The 18,493-nt window shown below is 40.3% G+C and carries 17 protein-coding genes; 5 read left to right on the top strand and 12 right to left on the bottom strand.

Translation table 11 applies throughout. The annotated features are described in order from the left end of the window. Positions 1-3 precede the first annotated feature (3 nt). From ung to LBQ60_10560, 4 genes are all read right to left on the bottom strand, one after another. Positions 4-693, bottom strand: coding sequence for a uracil-DNA glycosylase (gene ung, locus LBQ60_10575; GenBank protein MDR2038354.1), 690 nt, complete (start codon positions 691-693; stop codon positions 4-6). 110 nt (positions 694-803) lie between these two features. Further along, entirely contained in the window at positions 804-1,043 is a 240-nt protein-coding gene (locus tag LBQ60_10570; protein ID MDR2038353.1) for a hypothetical protein, read from the bottom strand. Between the two features lie 70 nt (positions 1,044-1,113). Beyond that, a complete protein-coding gene (locus tag LBQ60_10565; protein MDR2038352.1) occupies positions 1,114-2,124 on the bottom strand; it encodes a glycosyltransferase family 2 protein in 1,011 nt (336 codons plus the stop codon). Further along, the gene (locus LBQ60_10560; protein ID MDR2038351.1) at positions 2,121-3,734 is read right to left on the bottom strand and encodes a beta-N-acetylhexosaminidase; all 1,614 of its coding nucleotides are present in this window, start codon (positions 3,732-3,734) and stop codon (positions 2,121-2,123) included. Before LBQ60_10560 ends, LBQ60_10565 begins: the two co-directional genes overlap by 4 nt. Positions 3,735-4,235: 501 nt before the next feature. Between LBQ60_10560 and nadA the strand changes: the two genes are divergently transcribed. From nadA to LBQ60_10545, 3 genes are all read left to right on the top strand, one after another. Continuing rightward, the gene (gene nadA, locus LBQ60_10555; GenBank protein MDR2038350.1) at positions 4,236-5,183 is read left to right on the top strand and encodes a quinolinate synthase NadA; all 948 of its coding nucleotides are present in this window, start codon (positions 4,236-4,238) and stop codon (positions 5,181-5,183) included. A 73-nt stretch (positions 5,184-5,256) separates the two neighbouring features. Continuing rightward, the gene (locus LBQ60_10550) at positions 5,257-6,813 is read left to right on the top strand and encodes a hypothetical protein (protein MDR2038349.1); all 1,557 of its coding nucleotides are present in this window, start codon (positions 5,257-5,259) and stop codon (positions 6,811-6,813) included. Positions 6,814-6,920: 107 nt separating this feature from the next. Beyond that, complete coding sequence (locus tag LBQ60_10545) at positions 6,921-8,069, top strand: GHKL domain-containing protein (GenBank protein ID MDR2038348.1); 1,149 nt, start codon at positions 6,921-6,923, stop codon at positions 8,067-8,069. A gap of 71 nt (positions 8,070-8,140) precedes the next feature. Here LBQ60_10545 and LBQ60_10540 read toward each other — a convergent pair whose 3' ends face one another. From LBQ60_10540 to LBQ60_10530, 3 genes are all read right to left on the bottom strand, one after another. After that, positions 8,141-8,782 (bottom strand): flavin reductase family protein, encoded by a 642-nt coding sequence (locus LBQ60_10540; protein MDR2038347.1) that lies wholly within the window; start codon positions 8,780-8,782, stop codon positions 8,141-8,143. Positions 8,783-8,863: 81 nt separating this feature from the next. Continuing rightward, a complete protein-coding gene (locus LBQ60_10535) occupies positions 8,864-10,528 on the bottom strand; it encodes an arylsulfatase (protein ID MDR2038346.1) in 1,665 nt (554 codons plus the stop codon). A gap of 26 nt (positions 10,529-10,554) precedes the next feature. Then, complete coding sequence (locus LBQ60_10530; protein ID MDR2038345.1) at positions 10,555-12,981, bottom strand: DNA translocase FtsK; 2,427 nt, start codon at positions 12,979-12,981, stop codon at positions 10,555-10,557. 400 nt (positions 12,982-13,381) lie between these two features. Between LBQ60_10530 and ffh the strand changes: the two genes are divergently transcribed. Then, positions 13,382-14,710 (top strand): signal recognition particle protein, encoded by a 1,329-nt coding sequence (ffh, locus tag LBQ60_10525; protein ID MDR2038344.1) that lies wholly within the window; start codon positions 13,382-13,384, stop codon positions 14,708-14,710. 8 nt (positions 14,711-14,718) lie between these two features. Here ffh and LBQ60_10520 read toward each other — a convergent pair whose 3' ends face one another. The 3 genes from LBQ60_10520 to LBQ60_10510 are packed head-to-tail and all read right to left on the bottom strand — an operon-like array spanning position 14,719 to position 15,957. Next, complete coding sequence (locus tag LBQ60_10520; protein ID MDR2038343.1) at positions 14,719-15,009, bottom strand: antibiotic biosynthesis monooxygenase; 291 nt, start codon at positions 15,007-15,009, stop codon at positions 14,719-14,721. Positions 15,010-15,027: 18 nt separating this feature from the next. Beyond that, the gene (locus tag LBQ60_10515) at positions 15,028-15,444 is read right to left on the bottom strand and encodes a C-GCAxxG-C-C family protein (protein MDR2038342.1); all 417 of its coding nucleotides are present in this window, start codon (positions 15,442-15,444) and stop codon (positions 15,028-15,030) included. Positions 15,445-15,465: 21 nt separating this feature from the next. After that, the gene (locus LBQ60_10510) at positions 15,466-15,957 is read right to left on the bottom strand and encodes a hypothetical protein (protein MDR2038341.1); all 492 of its coding nucleotides are present in this window, start codon (positions 15,955-15,957) and stop codon (positions 15,466-15,468) included. A gap of 168 nt (positions 15,958-16,125) precedes the next feature. On the opposite strand from LBQ60_10510, the gene LBQ60_10505 reads away from it, so the two are divergent. Beyond that, entirely contained in the window at positions 16,126-16,824 is a 699-nt protein-coding gene (locus LBQ60_10505; GenBank protein MDR2038340.1) for an SAM-dependent methyltransferase, read from the top strand. 31 nt (positions 16,825-16,855) lie between these two features. On the opposite strand, the gene LBQ60_10500 is transcribed toward LBQ60_10505, so the two are convergent. Then, positions 16,856-17,443 (bottom strand): hypothetical protein, encoded by a 588-nt coding sequence (locus LBQ60_10500; protein ID MDR2038339.1) that lies wholly within the window; start codon positions 17,441-17,443, stop codon positions 16,856-16,858. Between the two features lie 61 nt (positions 17,444-17,504). Beyond that, positions 17,505-18,473 (bottom strand): PorP/SprF family type IX secretion system membrane protein, encoded by a 969-nt coding sequence (locus LBQ60_10495; GenBank protein MDR2038338.1) that lies wholly within the window; start codon positions 18,471-18,473, stop codon positions 17,505-17,507. Positions 18,474-18,493 lie beyond the last annotated feature (20 nt).

Here is an 18,493-nt window from a genome sequence, read left to right as displayed (position 1 = left end):
GATTTACTGAATGCTCCAGTCAATGGGTTCTATCCCGTTTTGTTTCAGGTATTCATTGGCTTTCGAAAAATGTTTACAGCCGAAAAATCCGTTATGCACCGAAAACGGCGACGGGTGCGGGGCTTCAAGGATCAGATGCTTTTGAGGATTGATCAGGCTTTTCTTGGCCCTTGCATAATTGCCCCACAACATGAATACCAGATGCTCCCGTTGGTCGGACAGTGTCCTGATCACCTGATCGGTAAAAAGTTCCCAGCCTTTGTTCTGATGGGATCCGGCTGTAGATGCACGTACCGTTAATGTGGCATTCAACAGGAATACTCCCTGATCCGCCCATTGTTCCAGATTTCCCGATGAAGAAGGAGAAATACCCAGATCATTCTGTATTTCTTTATAAATGTTGACCAGTGAAGGCGGCGGCTTTACCCCGTCAGGAACGGAAAAACTGAGGCCATGCGCCTGGCCCTTACCATGATAGGGATCCTGACCCAGAATAACTACTTTTACCTGCTGAAAAGGCGTATGGGAAAAAGCATTGAATATCAGTGGCCCGGGAGGATAAACAGCAAATTGCCGCTTTTCTTCTACCAGAAAAGACTTTAAATCAAAAAAATAAGGTTGCTCGAATTCACCGGCCAACGTCGCCAGCCAGCTCTCTTCAATCTGCGGGTTCGGTTTTTCTACTTGTGTCATATCTATTAAGTTAAGCACTCAGTGCTATTTATTGTTTTTTTAAGTCACATTAATCAAATGGATTGCGTTCTGCAAATATGATATTAATTGTTTTAAGTAGATGTTCATAATTAGTTCATATTATTATATTTTCTGTTCTCCTGCTCATACAGAGGTGTTACACCAGGAGGGCCTGACCTTCCGGAAGCGGGCACCAGTCCTGCAAAGTGAAGGGGCAAGCCGGAAGAACTCGCCTGACGGCTCAGACAGCTTCCGGCGTCCCGTAGCATGCAGTGGCTGGTCGCTGAGGAAGCAAGCCTTGATTTTTGCTTCTTTTTATCAAGAAAAAGAAGGGTAAAAAATGATTCCATATATGGATGATATAATTTTGAACAATTACTTATATTATTTAATGTATCACTTCACTACCTTCAAATATCCTCATTTTGGAGGAAGAAGGTCAAAGTGTTTTACCTTTTTAATAAAATACTGATAAACAATACTCTTTTGGTATACTCCGGATGGAAAAATCCGGGGAAAAGCCATCCCCTTATAAGAACGTTTCATCTTCCGGTAAGATCGATGTGCTTTCCACACAGCCCGGATGATTGCCGTATTTCCCTGAAGCAATCCGTATAAACCGGACACTATATCCAGTGCCTTACGGGTAAACAATATTTTTCTACGTTGTTTAGCTGGAAGATTCTTATACATCATCAGCAGATTATTCCGGTAATTCAGGTAAGTCTTGAATGGAGAGCTTTGGGGCAACATTCCTCCTCCTACGTGATATACTGTTGATTCAGGAGTGTACCAGATAGTATAACCTGCATTTTTTAACCGCCAGCAAAGATCTATTTCTTCCATATGGGCAAAAAACTGACCGTCAAACCCGCCTGCCTGATGAAAAAGGGATGCCCTGACCATACAACAGGCACCTGTTGCCCAGAAAATTTCCGACTCGCTATCATACTGGCCTCTGTCCTCCTCCACCGTATCAAACAACCGCCCGCGGCAGAAAGTATACCCGTATCGATCCATGAATCCACCTGCTGCTCCGGCATATTCAAAACTCATGCGAGAAGCTTCCGAGCATACTTTAGGCATACAAGCTGCTATGTTTTCCTTTTGCTGCATCATCCGGATCAATGGCGCCAACCATCCTTCAGTGACGGCGACATCCGAGTTGAGCAACACATAATAATCGGCTTCAATCTGCTGCAAAGCACGGTTATATCCTTCGGCAAACCCGTAATTTTGATCCAGCATCAAAACCCCTGTCTCCGGATGGTTCTCCTGTAAATATTGCAAAGAATCATCCGTAGATGCGTTATCGGCTACAAATAAGGAAACACCCGGTAACTGGGAATATTCTTCTACCCCCGGAAGAAACCTCTTCAGGAAATGACATCCGTTCCAATTCAAAATAACAATGGCTGTGGTTGTTTTCACCTTTGTTGACCTAAAAAATGCCGTGCAAAATGAACACCCAATATATCCAACCGTTTGCTATGTTCCCGCAAACGGACCAGGAAATCATCATACGATTTACCGGATAAAGGCGACCAGACTACTTCACTGAGGGCACATACCCTGGGAAAAGCCATATATTCGGCATGCCTTTCATCAGCAATATACTCCGTAAACAGGTTTCCCTGTGCGCCCAGAATATGTCCCGCCTGTTCACCGTTCAGCTGAGCAGGTACCGGATCATACATATACACTTTACTTAAAGGAGTATATCCTCCGATAGCTAGAGGTTCTTCATCACGGTTCCTCCATTGGTAATAATCAAGATAACAATACTTGTGCGGGGTCATGATGGCATCGTGTCCTTTCCGGGCGGCTTTTACCCCTCCTTCTTCTCCCCGCCATGACATAACCGTGGTTCCCGGAATTTCTCCTCCGTCCATGATCTCATCCCATCCGATGACCTTGCGGCCCTTGCTGTTCACAAAGTTCGTCATCCGTTGCATGAACCAGATCTGCAACTGTTCATCTGTCTGCAGATGATGTTGCATTTTCAGATTCCGGCAATATTCGGATTGTTCCCATTGCTCTTTAACTGCTTCATCCCCGCCAAGATGAATATATTCCCCGGGAAATATATCCATTACTTCGGTAAGTACTTTCTCCAGGAATAAAAAGGTTTCTTCCTTGGGACAATATATATTTTTAAGTACCCCCCATTCCCTGGCTACTTCATAATGTCCTCCGGAGCAGGATAGTTCCGGATAGGCAGCCAATACTGCAGTAGCATGTCCCGGCATATCTATTTCAGGAATAATGGTGATATACCGTTCCGCTGCATACCGGACCAGTTCCTTAAGTTCGGATTGTTTGTAATAGCCGCCGTAACGGATCCCGTCATACCTGCGGGGTCGATCGTCCAAATGTCCGATCAGGGTTTCATTGCGCCATGCGCTTATAGTCTGTAGACGGGGATAAGCAGGTATTTCGATACGCCAACCCTGATCATCGGTCAGGTGCAAGTGTAAATAATTATATTTGTACATAGCCATCAGGTCGATGTATCTTTTCAGAAAACTAACAGGAAAAAAATGACGGGCTACATCCAGTAACAATCCGCGATAACGGAACCGGGGAATATCTTTTATTTCAACTCCCGGGATTTTCCAGTCACAGTCCATCACGGTCAAACTTTCCACCTCAGGCGGAAGTAGCTGTCGGATGGTTTGAAATGCGTAGAAAACGCCTGCGGGGGTTTTGGCCTTGATGGATACATCATGTTCTGTCACCTTTATGTGATACGCTTCAGGATGGATCATCCCGGGATCGATATCTACCGTGATCAATGAACTCCCCGAAGAAGCGTAACCGATATTCAACCCGGTGCTGCGACGAAACATTTCCAAAAAAAGATCGCATGCTGCCCTGATTTCCGGATCTTTAAGCATGATCCTCGTATCCTGGGTAAAAACAAAGGTATCCGTACCTTGTATCACCTCTGCCGGTTGTGGAATCAAAGGCCCAATTTTTGCAGGTAGTTCCCACAGACAAATGCAAAGCAACACAAAAGCAAGATGATATTTTAACCTCATTTTGTATCTTTTTTCAAGCAAAGATAACAAAAAGGGGCAAGAGTATTCCGGTTAAAAACAATGTTGATGAATTGTTCATTTTTAGATGAAAAAAAGTGAAAGAACTATTTGCTTTATTCAAAACCCATCCTGTATAATCATCCTTACAAAAAATCAAAATCATTTTATTGATTTTTTTCGCCGATATACCAACATTTTGTTTCACCATTTTCCCACAAAAAGAATGAACAACCTCCTGTGGAAAACCGTTGTTGACAACTGTTGGTATGTATAGCTAATTATTTGTCGACCAAAATTATCCGCAAAATTTTATTGTTAATAAACTGTCAATAGGTTTTTAACAACGTTTTTTACAATATTTCCCGATATTTTTATCCACACAATTAACCATGTATTATTACTACTATATTTAATTAAAGAATAAGAATATTATAATTATATTTTAATCAATATGTGAATATCCTTATTTTTGTCAGGAACATTTTTTTATATTTTATTCAAATGAATAAAGAAAGGTTGATTCAGCAGATAAAACAATTACAGGATCAAAAAAATGCTGTAATTATGGCTCATTATTATCAGGAACCTGAAGTCCAGGATATTGCCGATTTTATAGGTGATAGCCTTGCTTTGGCGCAAAAAGCCCTGACTACTGAAGCCGATATCATTGTGTTGGCAGGGGTACATTTCATGGCAGAGACTGCGAAAATCCTTAATCCGTCGAAAAAGGTACTGATCCCTGATCCCAATGCCGGGTGTTCCCTGGCTGATTCCTGTCCTGCCGATCAATTTAAAGCTTTTGTTGAAAAATATCCGGACCACACGGTGATTTCATATGTGAATACTACCGCTGCAGTAAAAGCTTATACCGATATTGCCTGTACTTCTTCCAATGCAGTACAAATTGTCAACTCCCTTCCCAAAGATGAAAAAATCATTTTTGCCCCCGACCGGAATCTGGGTAATTATATCAACAGCATTACCAAAAGAGAGATGGTAATTTGGGATGGTGCCTGTCATGTTCATGAAGAATTTTCACTGGAAAAAATACTTGAATTGAAAAAAGCACATCCCGCAGCAAAGGTACTTGCACATCCTGAATGCAAGAAACCTGTCCTGATGGTTGCGGATCATATCGGTTCCACTTCAGATCTGCTTCAGTTCTCCAAAAAAGATACAGGTAAAGAATATATTGTTGCCACCGAGTCGGGCATTTTGCACCAAATGCAGAAAGAAAGTCCTGATAAACTCTTTATTCCTGCTCCTCCCGAAGATTCTACATGTGCATGTAACAATTGCCGGTACATGAAAATGATCACGCTCCGGAAGATATATGATTGTTTGCTCAATGAGGAACATGAGATAACTCTTGATGGAAAAATATGTGAAAGAGCTGAAAAACCTATCCGTCGTATGATTGAAATATCTGCGAAATTAGGATTGATTTAACCCTAATTTTCGACAATTCTTATTAACTTAGCAGTTTAATTCCTCATTGTAGAAGTGTTAAATGGTCGGTTATTTGCGAAATATTATTGGTTTATTACTCATAGGTTCTGTCTATTATCCGGTGCTTCATTCGCAGACCAATACACAGGTAAATCCAAACGGGTACAATCAGTTTTATTATCCGAACGGGAAAGTCTCAAGTGAAGGAGCTATGAAAAACGGCCAGCCGGATGGTTACTGGAAAACTTATTATGTTACAGGAGTGTTGAAATCCGAAGGCAACCGGATCAACACGTTACTGGACAGTACCTGGGTTTTTTATACCGAAATGGGTGACACACTTGAGATCATCAATTATCAGTTAGGTAAAAAAAGTGGTTATTATTATACTTATGAAACAGTTACCGAGAAAAATAAAGTCACTACCCGTTATCTGAAATCCAAAGAGCTTTATCTGGACGATAAACGGGAAGGAAAAGCTTTTTATTATTACCCCGATGGTGAAATAAGGAGGCTGATCAACTACAAAAATGGTAAAAAACAAGGTGCTGCAAAGGAATTTGATAAAAACGGAATGGTCATTACCATGTTTGAATACCATAATGATTATATGATTTCCCGGGAATTCATCAACAGGATGAATGAAAAAGAGGAGAAGACGGGTATCTGGAGAACTTTTTATGATGATGGTACGGTAAAGGAGGAAGGTATCTATAAAGACGGTGTACCGGATGGTACTACAAAAATGTTTTCGGAAAAGGGGAGGCTGATCAATGAAAGAACCTACCGCGAAGGCAGGATCATAGAAGAAGGAATTCAAACGAAAATAGAAGCGATAGAAGTTATCACATACTACGCTGATAGTGTAACTTTTAAGCAAAAAGGAATATACCTTGATACTGTTCCTATTGGTATGCACATATTTTACCGGCCCGACGGTACACCTGAAAAGGCTGTACGTTATAACGAAAGTGGAAGACGTACTGCGGAAGGTCCTGTCAATGAAAATGAAAAACGTGAGGGTTTGTGGAGTAATTATTTTGAAACCGGAGCATTACGTTCCAGGGGAAATTACCTGAATGACAGACAAAACGGTGAGTGGACGTTTTATTCTGTTGACGGAAAATCAGAACAAACAGGGCAGTTTAGGAATGGTGTGATGGAAGGCGAATGGAAATGGTTGTATAAAAATGGAACTGTTTTTCGCCAGGAAACTTATGAAAAGGGAAAACTTAACGGAATGTCCGTTCAATATTCCGATAGTGCGACTGTTGCTGCAAAAGGTGAATATGTTGAAGGAGAAAGAGAAGGCGAGTGGATGATTAATGTTGGGGATGTACGTGAAGAAGGTAATTATGTTTTTGGCCTGAAAGATGGCGTATGGAAAACTTATTATGAGGATGGTAAATTATACCATAGGGGTAATTTTATTCAGGGAAATCCCGACGGACGGCATGAATTCTATTATCCGGATGGTACACTTAAGGAGGAGCAATATTATGTGATGGGACGTAGGGAAAGAAATTGGAAAAAATATTATGAAAACGGGAGTTTATTTTTGACCATTACTTATAAAAATGATGAAGAGATACGTATCAACGGTATCCGGATTCAGGATATAAGGAAATAGTTATTTTTACAAGTAAAATCAGGGGATAACGTTTTATATTTATTATCGTATAAATAGAGTACATTCATTTTAGGGGTGAAGAAAATAATTTTTTAGATAATTATATTATGGAAACATATTTTGCATCAGCAGAACGTAGTATCATAGAGACCATATTAAAACAACATGATCATATCAATAATATTGGCCCATCACAACAAATAATTGATGCAATGCCGTGTTTGGGGGCTATTATTAACTCAAACCGACAGATCATTTACGCAAACGGGGCATTAATGTCTTTATTGGGACTTGAAAATATGGAGCAGGCATTGGGCCTACGTCCGGGAGAACTGGTATATTGTATCAATGCTCACAAGATGCCCGGCGGATGCGGTACAGCTAAAGAATGCCGGTATTGCGGTGCTGTAAATAGTATTGTGAAATGCCAGGAAACCGGCGAACCTTATGTAGGCGAATGCTGTATTACTTCTGTGATCAACTCCAACCGTATTTCGTTTGAATTCCAGATTGCGTGTACTCCTTTTTATCTCAGTAATGAAGATCGATATACCATCATTACTTTAACAGATATCAGTTCCAAAAAACGTAAAGAAATACTGGAAAATACATTCCTGCATGATCTGACCAATAAAACCACCAATCTACAAGGATTGAGCGTATTGATCAAACGGGCTGACAAGCAGGGACAACTGGGAAAACTTACCGATATTTTAGGAATGGTGAGTAATTCGATTAATGATGAAATTGTTTCTTATCGTCAGTTGTTGAATGCGGAATCAAATACTTTGTCTATGAACGTGGAAAAAGTGAGGGCTTATGATATGATATATAATGCTACGCAGCTTGTAAAATTCAACATAAACCTGCAGAACAAAGAAATATTGATGAAACCGCCGTTTCCTGATGTATCGTTAAGGACAGATACTGCCCTACTGCAACGCTCTTTACTCAATATGTTGAAAAATGCTTTGGAAGCAACTCCGGATAACATTCCAGTACACATCGGATATGATGTGAATGAGGATTCAGTTACTTTTTGGGTAAAGAATGCTACTGCAATGCCTGAACATGTAAAAAGCCGTGTTTTTCAACGTTCTTTCTCTACAAAAGGAACGGATCGGGGAATTGGTACTTATAGTATGAAATTATTGGTGGAACAGTATCTCGGAGGAAAAGTAGACTTTGAAAGTGATGAGCAGAACGGGACACGCTTTTTTGTGATGCTTCCTTTAAAATCCATGATGGAAGAATAATAATTTTTTCATCTACAAAAAAGAGAGTACCTATTAACGGATACTCTCTTTTTTGTAGATGAAAAAAGGACTTACTTTTTTACCCAGACATGAGTTATTTCTCCGAATACCAGTTTGTGGTATTCTTTGGCTTCTTCATAAGCTTCTTCAACAAATTTTTTTCCTTTATCGAGATAGAAATCTGAAGGATTTACTGTGGTTATCTCCATCAGTTTACATTCAATGACTAATTTGGCTTCTTTGTAGGTAATATTTCCTGAGGGTGTTTTTACGTAGGTGAAAGGGTTATTCTTCATCTTATCGCTGTCGCGCCCTGATTTGCTGCCAAAATATAATACCTGGTCTTTATATTTATCCTCAAAATAAGTCATGGTATAACTTTGTTCTTTTTTAATGTATTCCAATGTATACCTGTTGGCCCTTAAAAAGCACCAGGTAGAAGATAGATCGAAAAGCTGTCCCCAGCCGCCATAACTGGCAGTCATCGAATTAAAATCAGATTCTTTTCCGGCGGTGATCACTGTGAAATCCTGACCTACCAACTTGAATACATTACCGGTTAATTCAGTTGGCTGGACTTGTTGGAATAGTTCATCGAATGTTTTTTCTTTCACTGGTTTCATTTCAGAAGAATTTTCTTTTGCTGGTTTTTGTGCCGTATTATTACATGCCATGAATAATAAGACCGGAAGGAAAAAGTATAATTTATTCATATTGTTATTATTTAAGTGATATTAAAAATTAATCAATGCAAGATAATAAAGATCTGTGGTTCCGGCAAAATGACCATTTCATCAATTGGGTGCCGGAATGACCATCGTGCGTTTTGCCCAGGCATGATATGCTTCGTCAAGCCGGGCAACCACATCGGGATGTTCTTCTGCTACATTGTATATTTCCGTCCTGTCTTCTTTTAAATTATAGAGTTGCCATGGCTGTCCGTCGGGTGCTACCAGTTTCCATTCTTTCCACATAAATGCCCTTTCCCCGAAATGTTCGAACCCAAGATATTCATGGCCTTCTCTTTTCCCGTTTTTGAATATAGGAAGTAAGCTTTTCCCTTCAAGGGGTATAATGTCATTTCCATGGTAGGAAACAGGATACCGGGCATTACCAAGTTCAACAGCTGTAGCCATGATATCCATTACATGACCTCTTTCATGAACAATGGAATTCTTTGGTAATTGAATACCTTTGGGATAATGAGCAATAAACGGTGTGCAGATACCACCTTCAAACATTTTTGCTTTCCAGAAACGGAATGGAGTATTGGCTACATTTGCCCAATGCCGGCCTAAGGAAGCGAATGTATTTTCCGTACCGGGGAGTATTTCTTTGTGGCGGGGATAAATGATGGGTTCTCCGTTCCGCATCATATCGGGACGGTCATTTTCACCCGGCGTATAGTTCTGGCATAATTCCGGACTGCAGCCATTATCACTCATAAAGAGGATCAGTGTATTCTCCAGTTGTCCGTTATCTTCCAGCGTTTTTATCAATCTTCCTATCCCCTGGTCGACCCTGTCGATCATAGCGGCATGGACGGCCATGGCATAAGCATCCCAATCAGCGTTTTGATTTTCATTCCAGTTTCCTTTAGGCATTCTTTCCGAAAGAAATTCATTCTTTTGGTCGATCAGGCCCATTTTTTTGATCCGTTCATAACGGGCGTTACGAACCTCTTCCCATCCGGGAGTATATTTTTCTTTATATTTTTCAATGTCTTCGGGCAGGGCGTGTAATGGCCAGTGAGGGGCAGTATGTGCCAGGTAAAGGAAGAACGGTTTATCGTCGCCGGCACACCTGTTTACATAGGAAACAGCACTGTCACTGAGTGCATCGGTAATATAGTAGTTTTCAGGAACCTCTTTTACCGGTTCAGTACCATATACGAGGCTGAAAGGGTCAAAATAGTTGACCACACCGTAGAGGACGCCGTAATAATAGTCGAATCCCTTTTGCGTAGGATATTGTGATGGTGCTATGTAGTCAGAATGATCACGTTGATGGGCCAGCCATTCACGCTGGTCTTCTTTCAGAGGGGTTTCCGATACATGCCATTTACCAACCATTCCGGTGTTATAACCTGCTTCTTTTAATACTTCGGCAATGGTGACGGAATGATCGCTTAGCGAACCGATATAGCCCGGAAGATGTTGGTTAAAAGTCATTCGTCCGATACCCGCCTGATGTTGATATAATCCGGTTAGCAGGCTGGCACGCGTGGGACAACTGCGTCCGGCATTGTACATCTGCGTAAAACGTAATCCGTTATTCGCCAGCCGGTCGATATTAGGTGTATGAACATCCCCTCCGTAACATCCGAGATCCGACCAACCCATATCATCTACAAGGACAACAATAATATTGGGCTGTTCGTCTTTTTTTTCGGCGCCACAAGATGAAAGAAGTATGGATCCTGTTACCAGTGCTGACAATGATCTGATAGGCTTGCTCATGAGTAACATTTTAGATTTAGGTTCGTTTAGAAGGGATCATCTTCCCCTTTTGCCAGCCTGTTTAAATAATTTTCCAGGGATGCATCATCTGTAAATAATACCCTTCGTGCTTTGCTTCCTTCATTAGGTCCTACGATCCCGGCAGCTTCCAGCTGATCCATGATACGGCCGGCACGATTGTATCCGATAGAGAATTTTCTCTGTATCAAAGAAGTGGATCCCTGTTGATGGATGACCACCAGACGGGCAGCATCATCAAACAGTTCGTCGCGTTTGCCGAGGTCGACATCTTTGGTATCGTTATTTTCTTCCGGCGAATATTCGGGCAGGGCAAAAGCTGCTGGATATCCCTGCTGTTCACCTATGAATTGAGTGATGTCTTCAATTTCAGGCGTATCAATAAAAGCACACTGTACACGTGTGACATCTCCTCCTGATGTAAAGAGAAGGTCCCCACGGCCGATCAGCTGATTGGCTCCGGGTCCGTCAAGTATGGTCCGTGAATCGATTTGTGATATGACCCTGAATGCGATACGCGCCGGGAAGTTGGCTTTGATCACACCGGTAATAATATTGGTGGTCGGACGTTGTGTAGCAATGATCAAATGAATACCTGCCGCCCTTGCTTTTTGCGCCAGCCGTGCGATCGGCATTTCTATTTCTTTACCGGCCGTCATCATCAAATCGGCATATTCATCAATGATCAGGACAATATAAGGCAGGAAACGATGGCCTAAATTCGGGTTTAGCTTACGGGCGATAAATTTGGTGTTGTATTCTTTTATGTTCCGTACCTGTGCATCTTTTAGTAAACTGTAACGGGTATCCATTTCAATACACAGGGAATTAATGGTATAGATCACCTTTTGCGTGTCGGTGATAATGGCTTCTTCAGAGTCGGGAAGCTTGGCGAGGTAATGACGTTCAATTTTTTCGTAAGGAGAAAATTCTACTGATTTTGGATCTACCATGACCAGTTTTACCTGCGAAGGATGTTTTTTATATAAAATCGAAGCAATAATCGCATTCAAACCGACCGATTTTCCTTGTCCTGTCGATCCTGCCACCAATAGATGGGGCATTCGTGTCAGATCAAAAACGAATGTTTCGTTGGAAATTGTTTTTCCTAATGCAATCGGTAATTCCATTGTGGCATCCTGGAATCTCCGTGATGCAATGATGGAACGCATGGAAACGATTTCAGGATTCAGGTTCGGTACTTCAATTCCAATGGTTCCCTTGCCGGGCATGGGAGCAATGATACGAATCCCCAAAGCGGCCAGACTTAAAGCGATATCGTCTTCCAGGTTTTTAATTTTCGAAATACGTACACCGGGTGCAGGGACTATTTCGTATAAGGTAACCGTAGGCCCGATAGTGGCTTTTATCTTGTCGATCTGTATTTTGTAGTTGGCCAGTGTTTCGACAATCCTGTTCTTATTATTGATCAATTCATCATTACTGACTACAGAATTTTCCGATTTGTGGTCTTTTAACAGCTCAAGGGAAGGCATCTGGTAATTGGACAGATCCAGTGTCGGGTCATATTCTCCCAGTGCAGCCAGGTCATCCATTACGTAAGGTGTCGCTTCATTGGTATTCACCGGTACATCATTGGTTGCCTGTGCTTCAATGGTCAATTCAATGTCTTCATCCAGCAGATCTTCCAATGTCTTGTCTTCAGTGTCGTTTTTCTTGTCGTCAATTTGAAAATCTACCCTGACATCTTCTTTTTCATTTCCTGTATTACTGATGATCTCTTCCTCTTCTTCAAAAAAATCATCAGTATCGGAATAAATAGGAGTAGTTGGTTTTTCTTTTTTAGGAATTTTGGGAACCTTAACTGATGATACTGTTTTAGTGAACCAGCCGAAAAACCCGGCGAAAGTAAATGTAAAAAATGCAAATACGAGCAGGATAAGCAAGATACCTGTACCAAAAGTACCTAATAATGATTTGAACCAATTGGCCATGTAATAACCATGTGTTCCTCCCAGCCCGCTTCCGAGAAATCCTCCGGTATCGCCGAAAACAAATCCGAAAACCAGTGAGAAAAGGACTAGTGCTACTATGGAAGTTTTAATGGTCCATCCTAATGGCAATAATTTTATTTTCAGCAGGCGGAATCCAATGACCAGGAATACTAAAGGGATCAGAAAAGCAGAAATACCAAATCCATTGTTTATTAATCCATTGGATAATCTTGCTCCTATTTTTCCGGCCCAATTCTCTACCTTTACTTTTGAACCTGAAAATACCTGTGACCATTCATTAAAGCTTTGGTCATCTTTCCATGTGAAGAAATACGATACAAATGCCACCAACATTAAGATGCCGGCGCCAATGAATAAAAATGCCAGGATCATTTTGAAGCGTTCATCATTGAAGAAACGGGCTATTTTTCCTTTTTGTTTTGTTTTCGGAGTTTTTTCCGTCTTATTTTTTTTGGCCATTTACAGAAATGCTTTGTATTCAAGAAGAAAATGATTTATTCTTCTCTACAAAAGTAGTGTTAAAATACGATTTGTGAAAATTGAAATTGAAATCATCTGTTGATTGGATGATCATTCATATACCCGTGGAGATATATCCATAAAACATTGATATATTTTATTGTATGGATGTTTTTCATGAAAGGATAACCGTTTAAAGGATTTTTGATTTATGGGCTTAATAATTGAATGAGTATATGGTAGGTTATTTTTTACTAATTTTGCATCTTCTTTTCAGAATGTATATTAAGTAATATAAAACAATTAATGTCACATTTGCTGAATGTAATCAATTTGATCAATGTGACTTAAGAAAACAATAAATAGCACTGAGTGCTTAGTAATAAAATATTCTATCAATATGTTTGAGAATTTATCGGATAAGCTGGATCGCGCGTTTAAAACCCTGAAGGGGCAAGGAAGGATTACGGATATTAATGTCGCCGAGACACTGAAAGAGGTGCGGAAGGCTTTATTGGATGCTGACGTTAACTACAAGATTGCAAAGGATTTTACGGATAGGGTAAAAGAGAAAGCGTTGGGCCTGAATGTGCTTACCGCTGTGAAACCCAGTGAAATGATGGTAAAAATTACCCGTGACGAATTAGCGTTGCTCATGGGTGGCCAATCGGTGGATATCAGCCTTAAAGGTAATCCTTCTGTTATATTGATCGCCGGTCTACAGGGTTCCGGTAAGACCACTTTTAGCGGTAAACTGGCCAATCATCTGAAATCTAAGAAAAATCGCTCCGTATTGTTGGTAGCTGGTGACGTATACAGGCCTGCGGCTATTGAGCAGTTAAAGGTATTGGGTGAACAGGTAAGTGTACCCGTATATTCGGAAGATGACAATAAAAATCCGGTTAAAATTGCGGAAAATGCGATCAAGCATGCCAAACAACAGGGATTCAATACCGTTATTATAGATACGGCTGGTCGTTTGGCAGTAGATCAGGAGATGATGGATGAAATAGCTGCTATAAAGAAAGCCGTCAATCCGGAAGAAATATTATTTGTGGTCGATTCGATGACCGGGCAGGATGCTGTCAATACAGCCAAGGAATTTAATGATCGTTTGGATTTCAATGGTGTGGTATTGACCAAATTAGATGGTGATACCCGTGGTGGTGCGGCTATTTCTATCATGTCGGTGGTACATAAGCCTATCAAATTTATCAGTTCGGGCGAGAAGATGGAAGCATTGGATGTTTTCCATCCCGAACGTATGGCTGATCGTATTTTAGGCATGGGCGATATTATTTCTTTGGTAGAAAAAGCACAGGAACAATACGATGAGGAAGAAGCCCGTAAATTGCAGAAAAAGATTGCCAAAAATAAATTTGATTTCGATGATTTCCTGAGTCAGATACACCAGATAAAAAAGATGGGTAACCTGAAAGATCTGGCTTCGATGATTCCAGGAGTTGGCAAAGCGATACGGGATCTTGATATTGACGATGACGCTTTTAAAGGAATTGAAGCCATCATTCATTCCATGACCCCCATAGAACGCTCCAATCCTGCTATTTTGAACGGAAGCCGCCGGCAACGTATCGCTGACGGAAGTGGGACCAATATTCAGGAAGTAAACCGGTTGATCAAGCAGTTTGATGAAACCCGGAAAATGATGCGCATGATGACAGATAAAAACAAGATGTCAAAAATGATGCGCAATGCACCAAAAAGATAGGAGCCTAACTAATATACCTTTTTGAGGACGTCTACTGTCAGGCTGTCCACCTTTCCTTCAATATCTTTTACAAATGTTTTGAAGTGAGCGCTTCCATTGTGAAAATCAATGGCTTCCTGTGATTTCCAGGTTTCAAGGATGGTATAAGATAGAGGGTTTCTGATATCTTCATAGAGATCGTATGAAATGTTTCCTTCTTCTTTCCGTGTTTCATTGACAACGGTTTTAAAAACCTGCATCAGTTCATTTTTATATGCTTTTTTTACCTTGATAACGGCTACAATTTTTAATTCTGACATTTTTTCCGGGTTTTGGTTTTATTTATTTTGATATAAATACTTTTCAATCAGTGCCACGCTGGAATGGATATACTCCATACATGGTTTTGGCGTAATAGGAATGTCTGTTTTTTCAATCCCTTTTAATCTCCGGCAAATGATATCACCGTTTTCTTTTTTGAATTCATCATATATCTGATTGACTACGGGAAAACTTTTTCCTTTTTCTTTGGGATCGGCTGATCCTTGTTCCAGGCCAGCCAATAATGCTGCTGCCAGTAAGGATCCGCATACTTCTCTCCTTCCTGCAATGCCGCTGCCCAACGAAGCGGTTAATCTGGCCGCTGTATCCTTATCCAACCCATATCGATCACAAAAAGTCAAAAAAACTGACTGCGCACAGTTAAATCCTTCTTTACGTAGATCCGTGGCTATTTCGATGTGTGACTTTGACATGGTAAAGGATACGTATGTCGTTTATTCGGATTTTGTGATGACAGAGATCACGCCATTTTTTGCTTTTTCTCCATACTCTTCCACCAACCGTTCTTCCTTGGAGATAGAGAAACTTTTGATTACTTCCGGCTTAATCTCTGCAAATTGTTGTTGAGATATTTCTTTCCCATCAAGTAATATGAGCTGATTACGGTCGCTTTTTTCGCGGAACCTGTTGTTAATAAAAAAGCCGTTACTTTTAAGATCATTAGTATATAGATCATTATTATATGAAATTATTCCGGGAACTTTTTTTTCAGGTATTTTATTTAATGAACCGGTAGAAACTGCTACTTCTTTAGGAAGTGAACTTCCTTGTCTGATACGGTAATCTGGGATAACTCCTTCTTCTTTACATTCCTTACCGGGATCTTTATCGTTAATGGCCGATACATGGAAAGTAAATGAAAATACAAGTGCGGAAAGCAATAAATATTTTCCTGTTGAAAAGCGGAACTTTCTTTTATGGATCATATCTCATCGGATTAATTGATTATTACATGATTCAAACGTACAAATAAATTTCGGACCATGCAATTTTTAGGGGTTAAATACTGCTTGTCCATGGTTGAGCATCTTTTTGATGTATATTTGCATTGCGGGATATTCGATAATAACCGTTATAATACCTGGTTTTTAATTATGTCCGTATTATATTTGATACCCAATTTATTATCCGACAATACTGTTGATGATGTGTTGCCGTTGCGTATTTTATCTGTGATACGGGGTATTCATCATTTTTTCGTTGAAGATATCCGGACAACCAGACGGTTCCTATCAAAGCTGAAACACCCTATTCCAATCGACCAGTTGTATTTTTATGCGTTGAATGAACACACACTTGAGAAAGATATTCCTTATTTTTTACCCGTTATCAAAGCCAATAATGCTGGTATCATTTCCGATGCAGGCGTTCCCGGGGTTGCCGATCCCGGAGCTATACTCGTAAGGCTGGCACACCAAAACGGAGTGAAGGTAATTCCTTTGGTCGGCCCTTCATCCATTTTAATGGCACTGATGGCTTCCGGATTGAACGGACAATCATTTGCCTTCAACGGCTACCTTCCGGTGAAGCAGGATGAACGTATAGCACGCATACGCTTTTTAGAGAGGCGTTCCGAAACAGAGCAGCAAACACAGATATTTATAGAAACCCCTTACCGTAATATGAAATTGCTGGAAGATCTGTTGCATACCTGTAAAGCACACACTTCCCTCTGTATTGCTGCCGATATTACCTCACCTGATGAGTATATCGTTACCAGAACCATTCAGCAATGGAAAAGTTCCTTGCCTGATTTGCACAAGCGGCCTGCGGTTTTTTTGATACAGGCGTAGTTAGTATTTAAACGGGAAAAGATGAATCTGATCAGTATTTCCAACTTTTCATGATGGAATAGAAGCTATACGCCCAGAAATTTCTTAATCCAAACCCTTTGGGTTTTCCTTCCTTACGGGTATAATAAATGATATCACCGGTTTTTATATCAAAAAAGCAGACATAAACAGATGCAGACATGCTTGCTTTATCACAATTTTCGACGATGAAGATCAGTCCGGTTTCTGCTTTGTCTGATACTCCTTTATAGGCAGTGGTCACCTTTTGCAGATCTTCGTATGAAAGATGATTAGGGTTGTATGATATCAGATGGTCCGGTTCTATTTTGCCATTGCGTTCCTGTACCAGGGATAGTTCAAAAAATACTTGTTTTTTCTTGAAAAATTTAGGAACATCGTATTTTTTTGATTCCGTAATGATCAGTGTGTTGATAGGATTTAATACTCCTTTTACCTGTTCTGCCGTTTCCTGAACATTGACAAATTTTGCAGATGTGAAGTCGATACCGCACCAAACTACCGGATCTGCAGCTACTGCCATGGATTTTTTACTGTCTTGCTGAGCGGATACAATAGTACTTAAGATAATTAAACTAAGGAATAAACAATATTTTTTCATGGATGATCGATATTAAAATAGACTTACTATATAACTTGCAAGATATTCATTAAAATTCAAATTACCACCATGCATGATAACATTCACGCATACGTCTTGCTTTACGTGCTTTTTGCGGCTGGGGTATTTTCCAGGAAAGCATGATCTCATGTGAACCGTTCGAATAAGGACTCAGTTCATGTGCGTTAAAATCATAGGAATAACCAAGCATAATATTGGGACTAAGGTAAGCACCTGCTAAAAAAACAAGAGATTCCTTGATGCGGTACGATGCACCTACCCAGAATACTCTTTTATAGAAAAACAAAGTATTGACCTCTATCTGATTAATACTTTTACTGTTGTGTAACGAAAGTCCCGGAGTGATCTGCCAGTTTTTGTTAAGGTCAAATAGTCCTCTTGCATACACATAAAGATGGGGCGAATTTTCTGTACTTTCGGAATCGTTGAAATTATTTCCTAAGTGAGTGATGGAAGCGCCTGTATTCAAAAACTTGGAATTGTATTCAAATCCGAAATCAAAATCAGGCTTCACTTTATCCTGGGTTCCGAATAATCTGTTAGGATCAGCCGGATTTTCATAAACCAGATTATTCGCATCAATAGTTTTATACATGACACCGGCACCGATACCCAGGGATAATGAGGATTTGCTTTTGGAAAATGGTATATGGAAAGCATACCTGATCTTTGGATTGAAGCTTTTTTCATAACCCAGCATATCACCGATCAGGGAAAAACCCCATCCGGAACGAGTCCACGGAACAAATGTATGTCCATTGATAACGATTGTTTGAGGAGCATCCTTAAATCCAACCCACTGTTGTCGTGCAAGCATATACAGGTGTATGTCCTCTGTGATACCTGTTGCTGCCGGATTATAATTGATCCGGCTGAACATTTGCTGACTTAATTGGATATCGTTTTGTGCGAAAATCTGATCTGCACCCAGTAACATCAAACAAAGGGAAATAATAAATAAAATCTTCCTTGTTGATATGATATGACTAAAATTTAATTTAATGGACATTGCTCAATTCCCCTTATGCT

Source organism: Bacteroidales bacterium (genome assembly GCA_031275285.1).
Lineage (GTDB): Bacteria > Bacteroidota > Bacteroidia > Bacteroidales > UBA4181 > JAIRLS01.
This window is presented reverse-complemented; position numbering and strand designations above follow the sequence as displayed.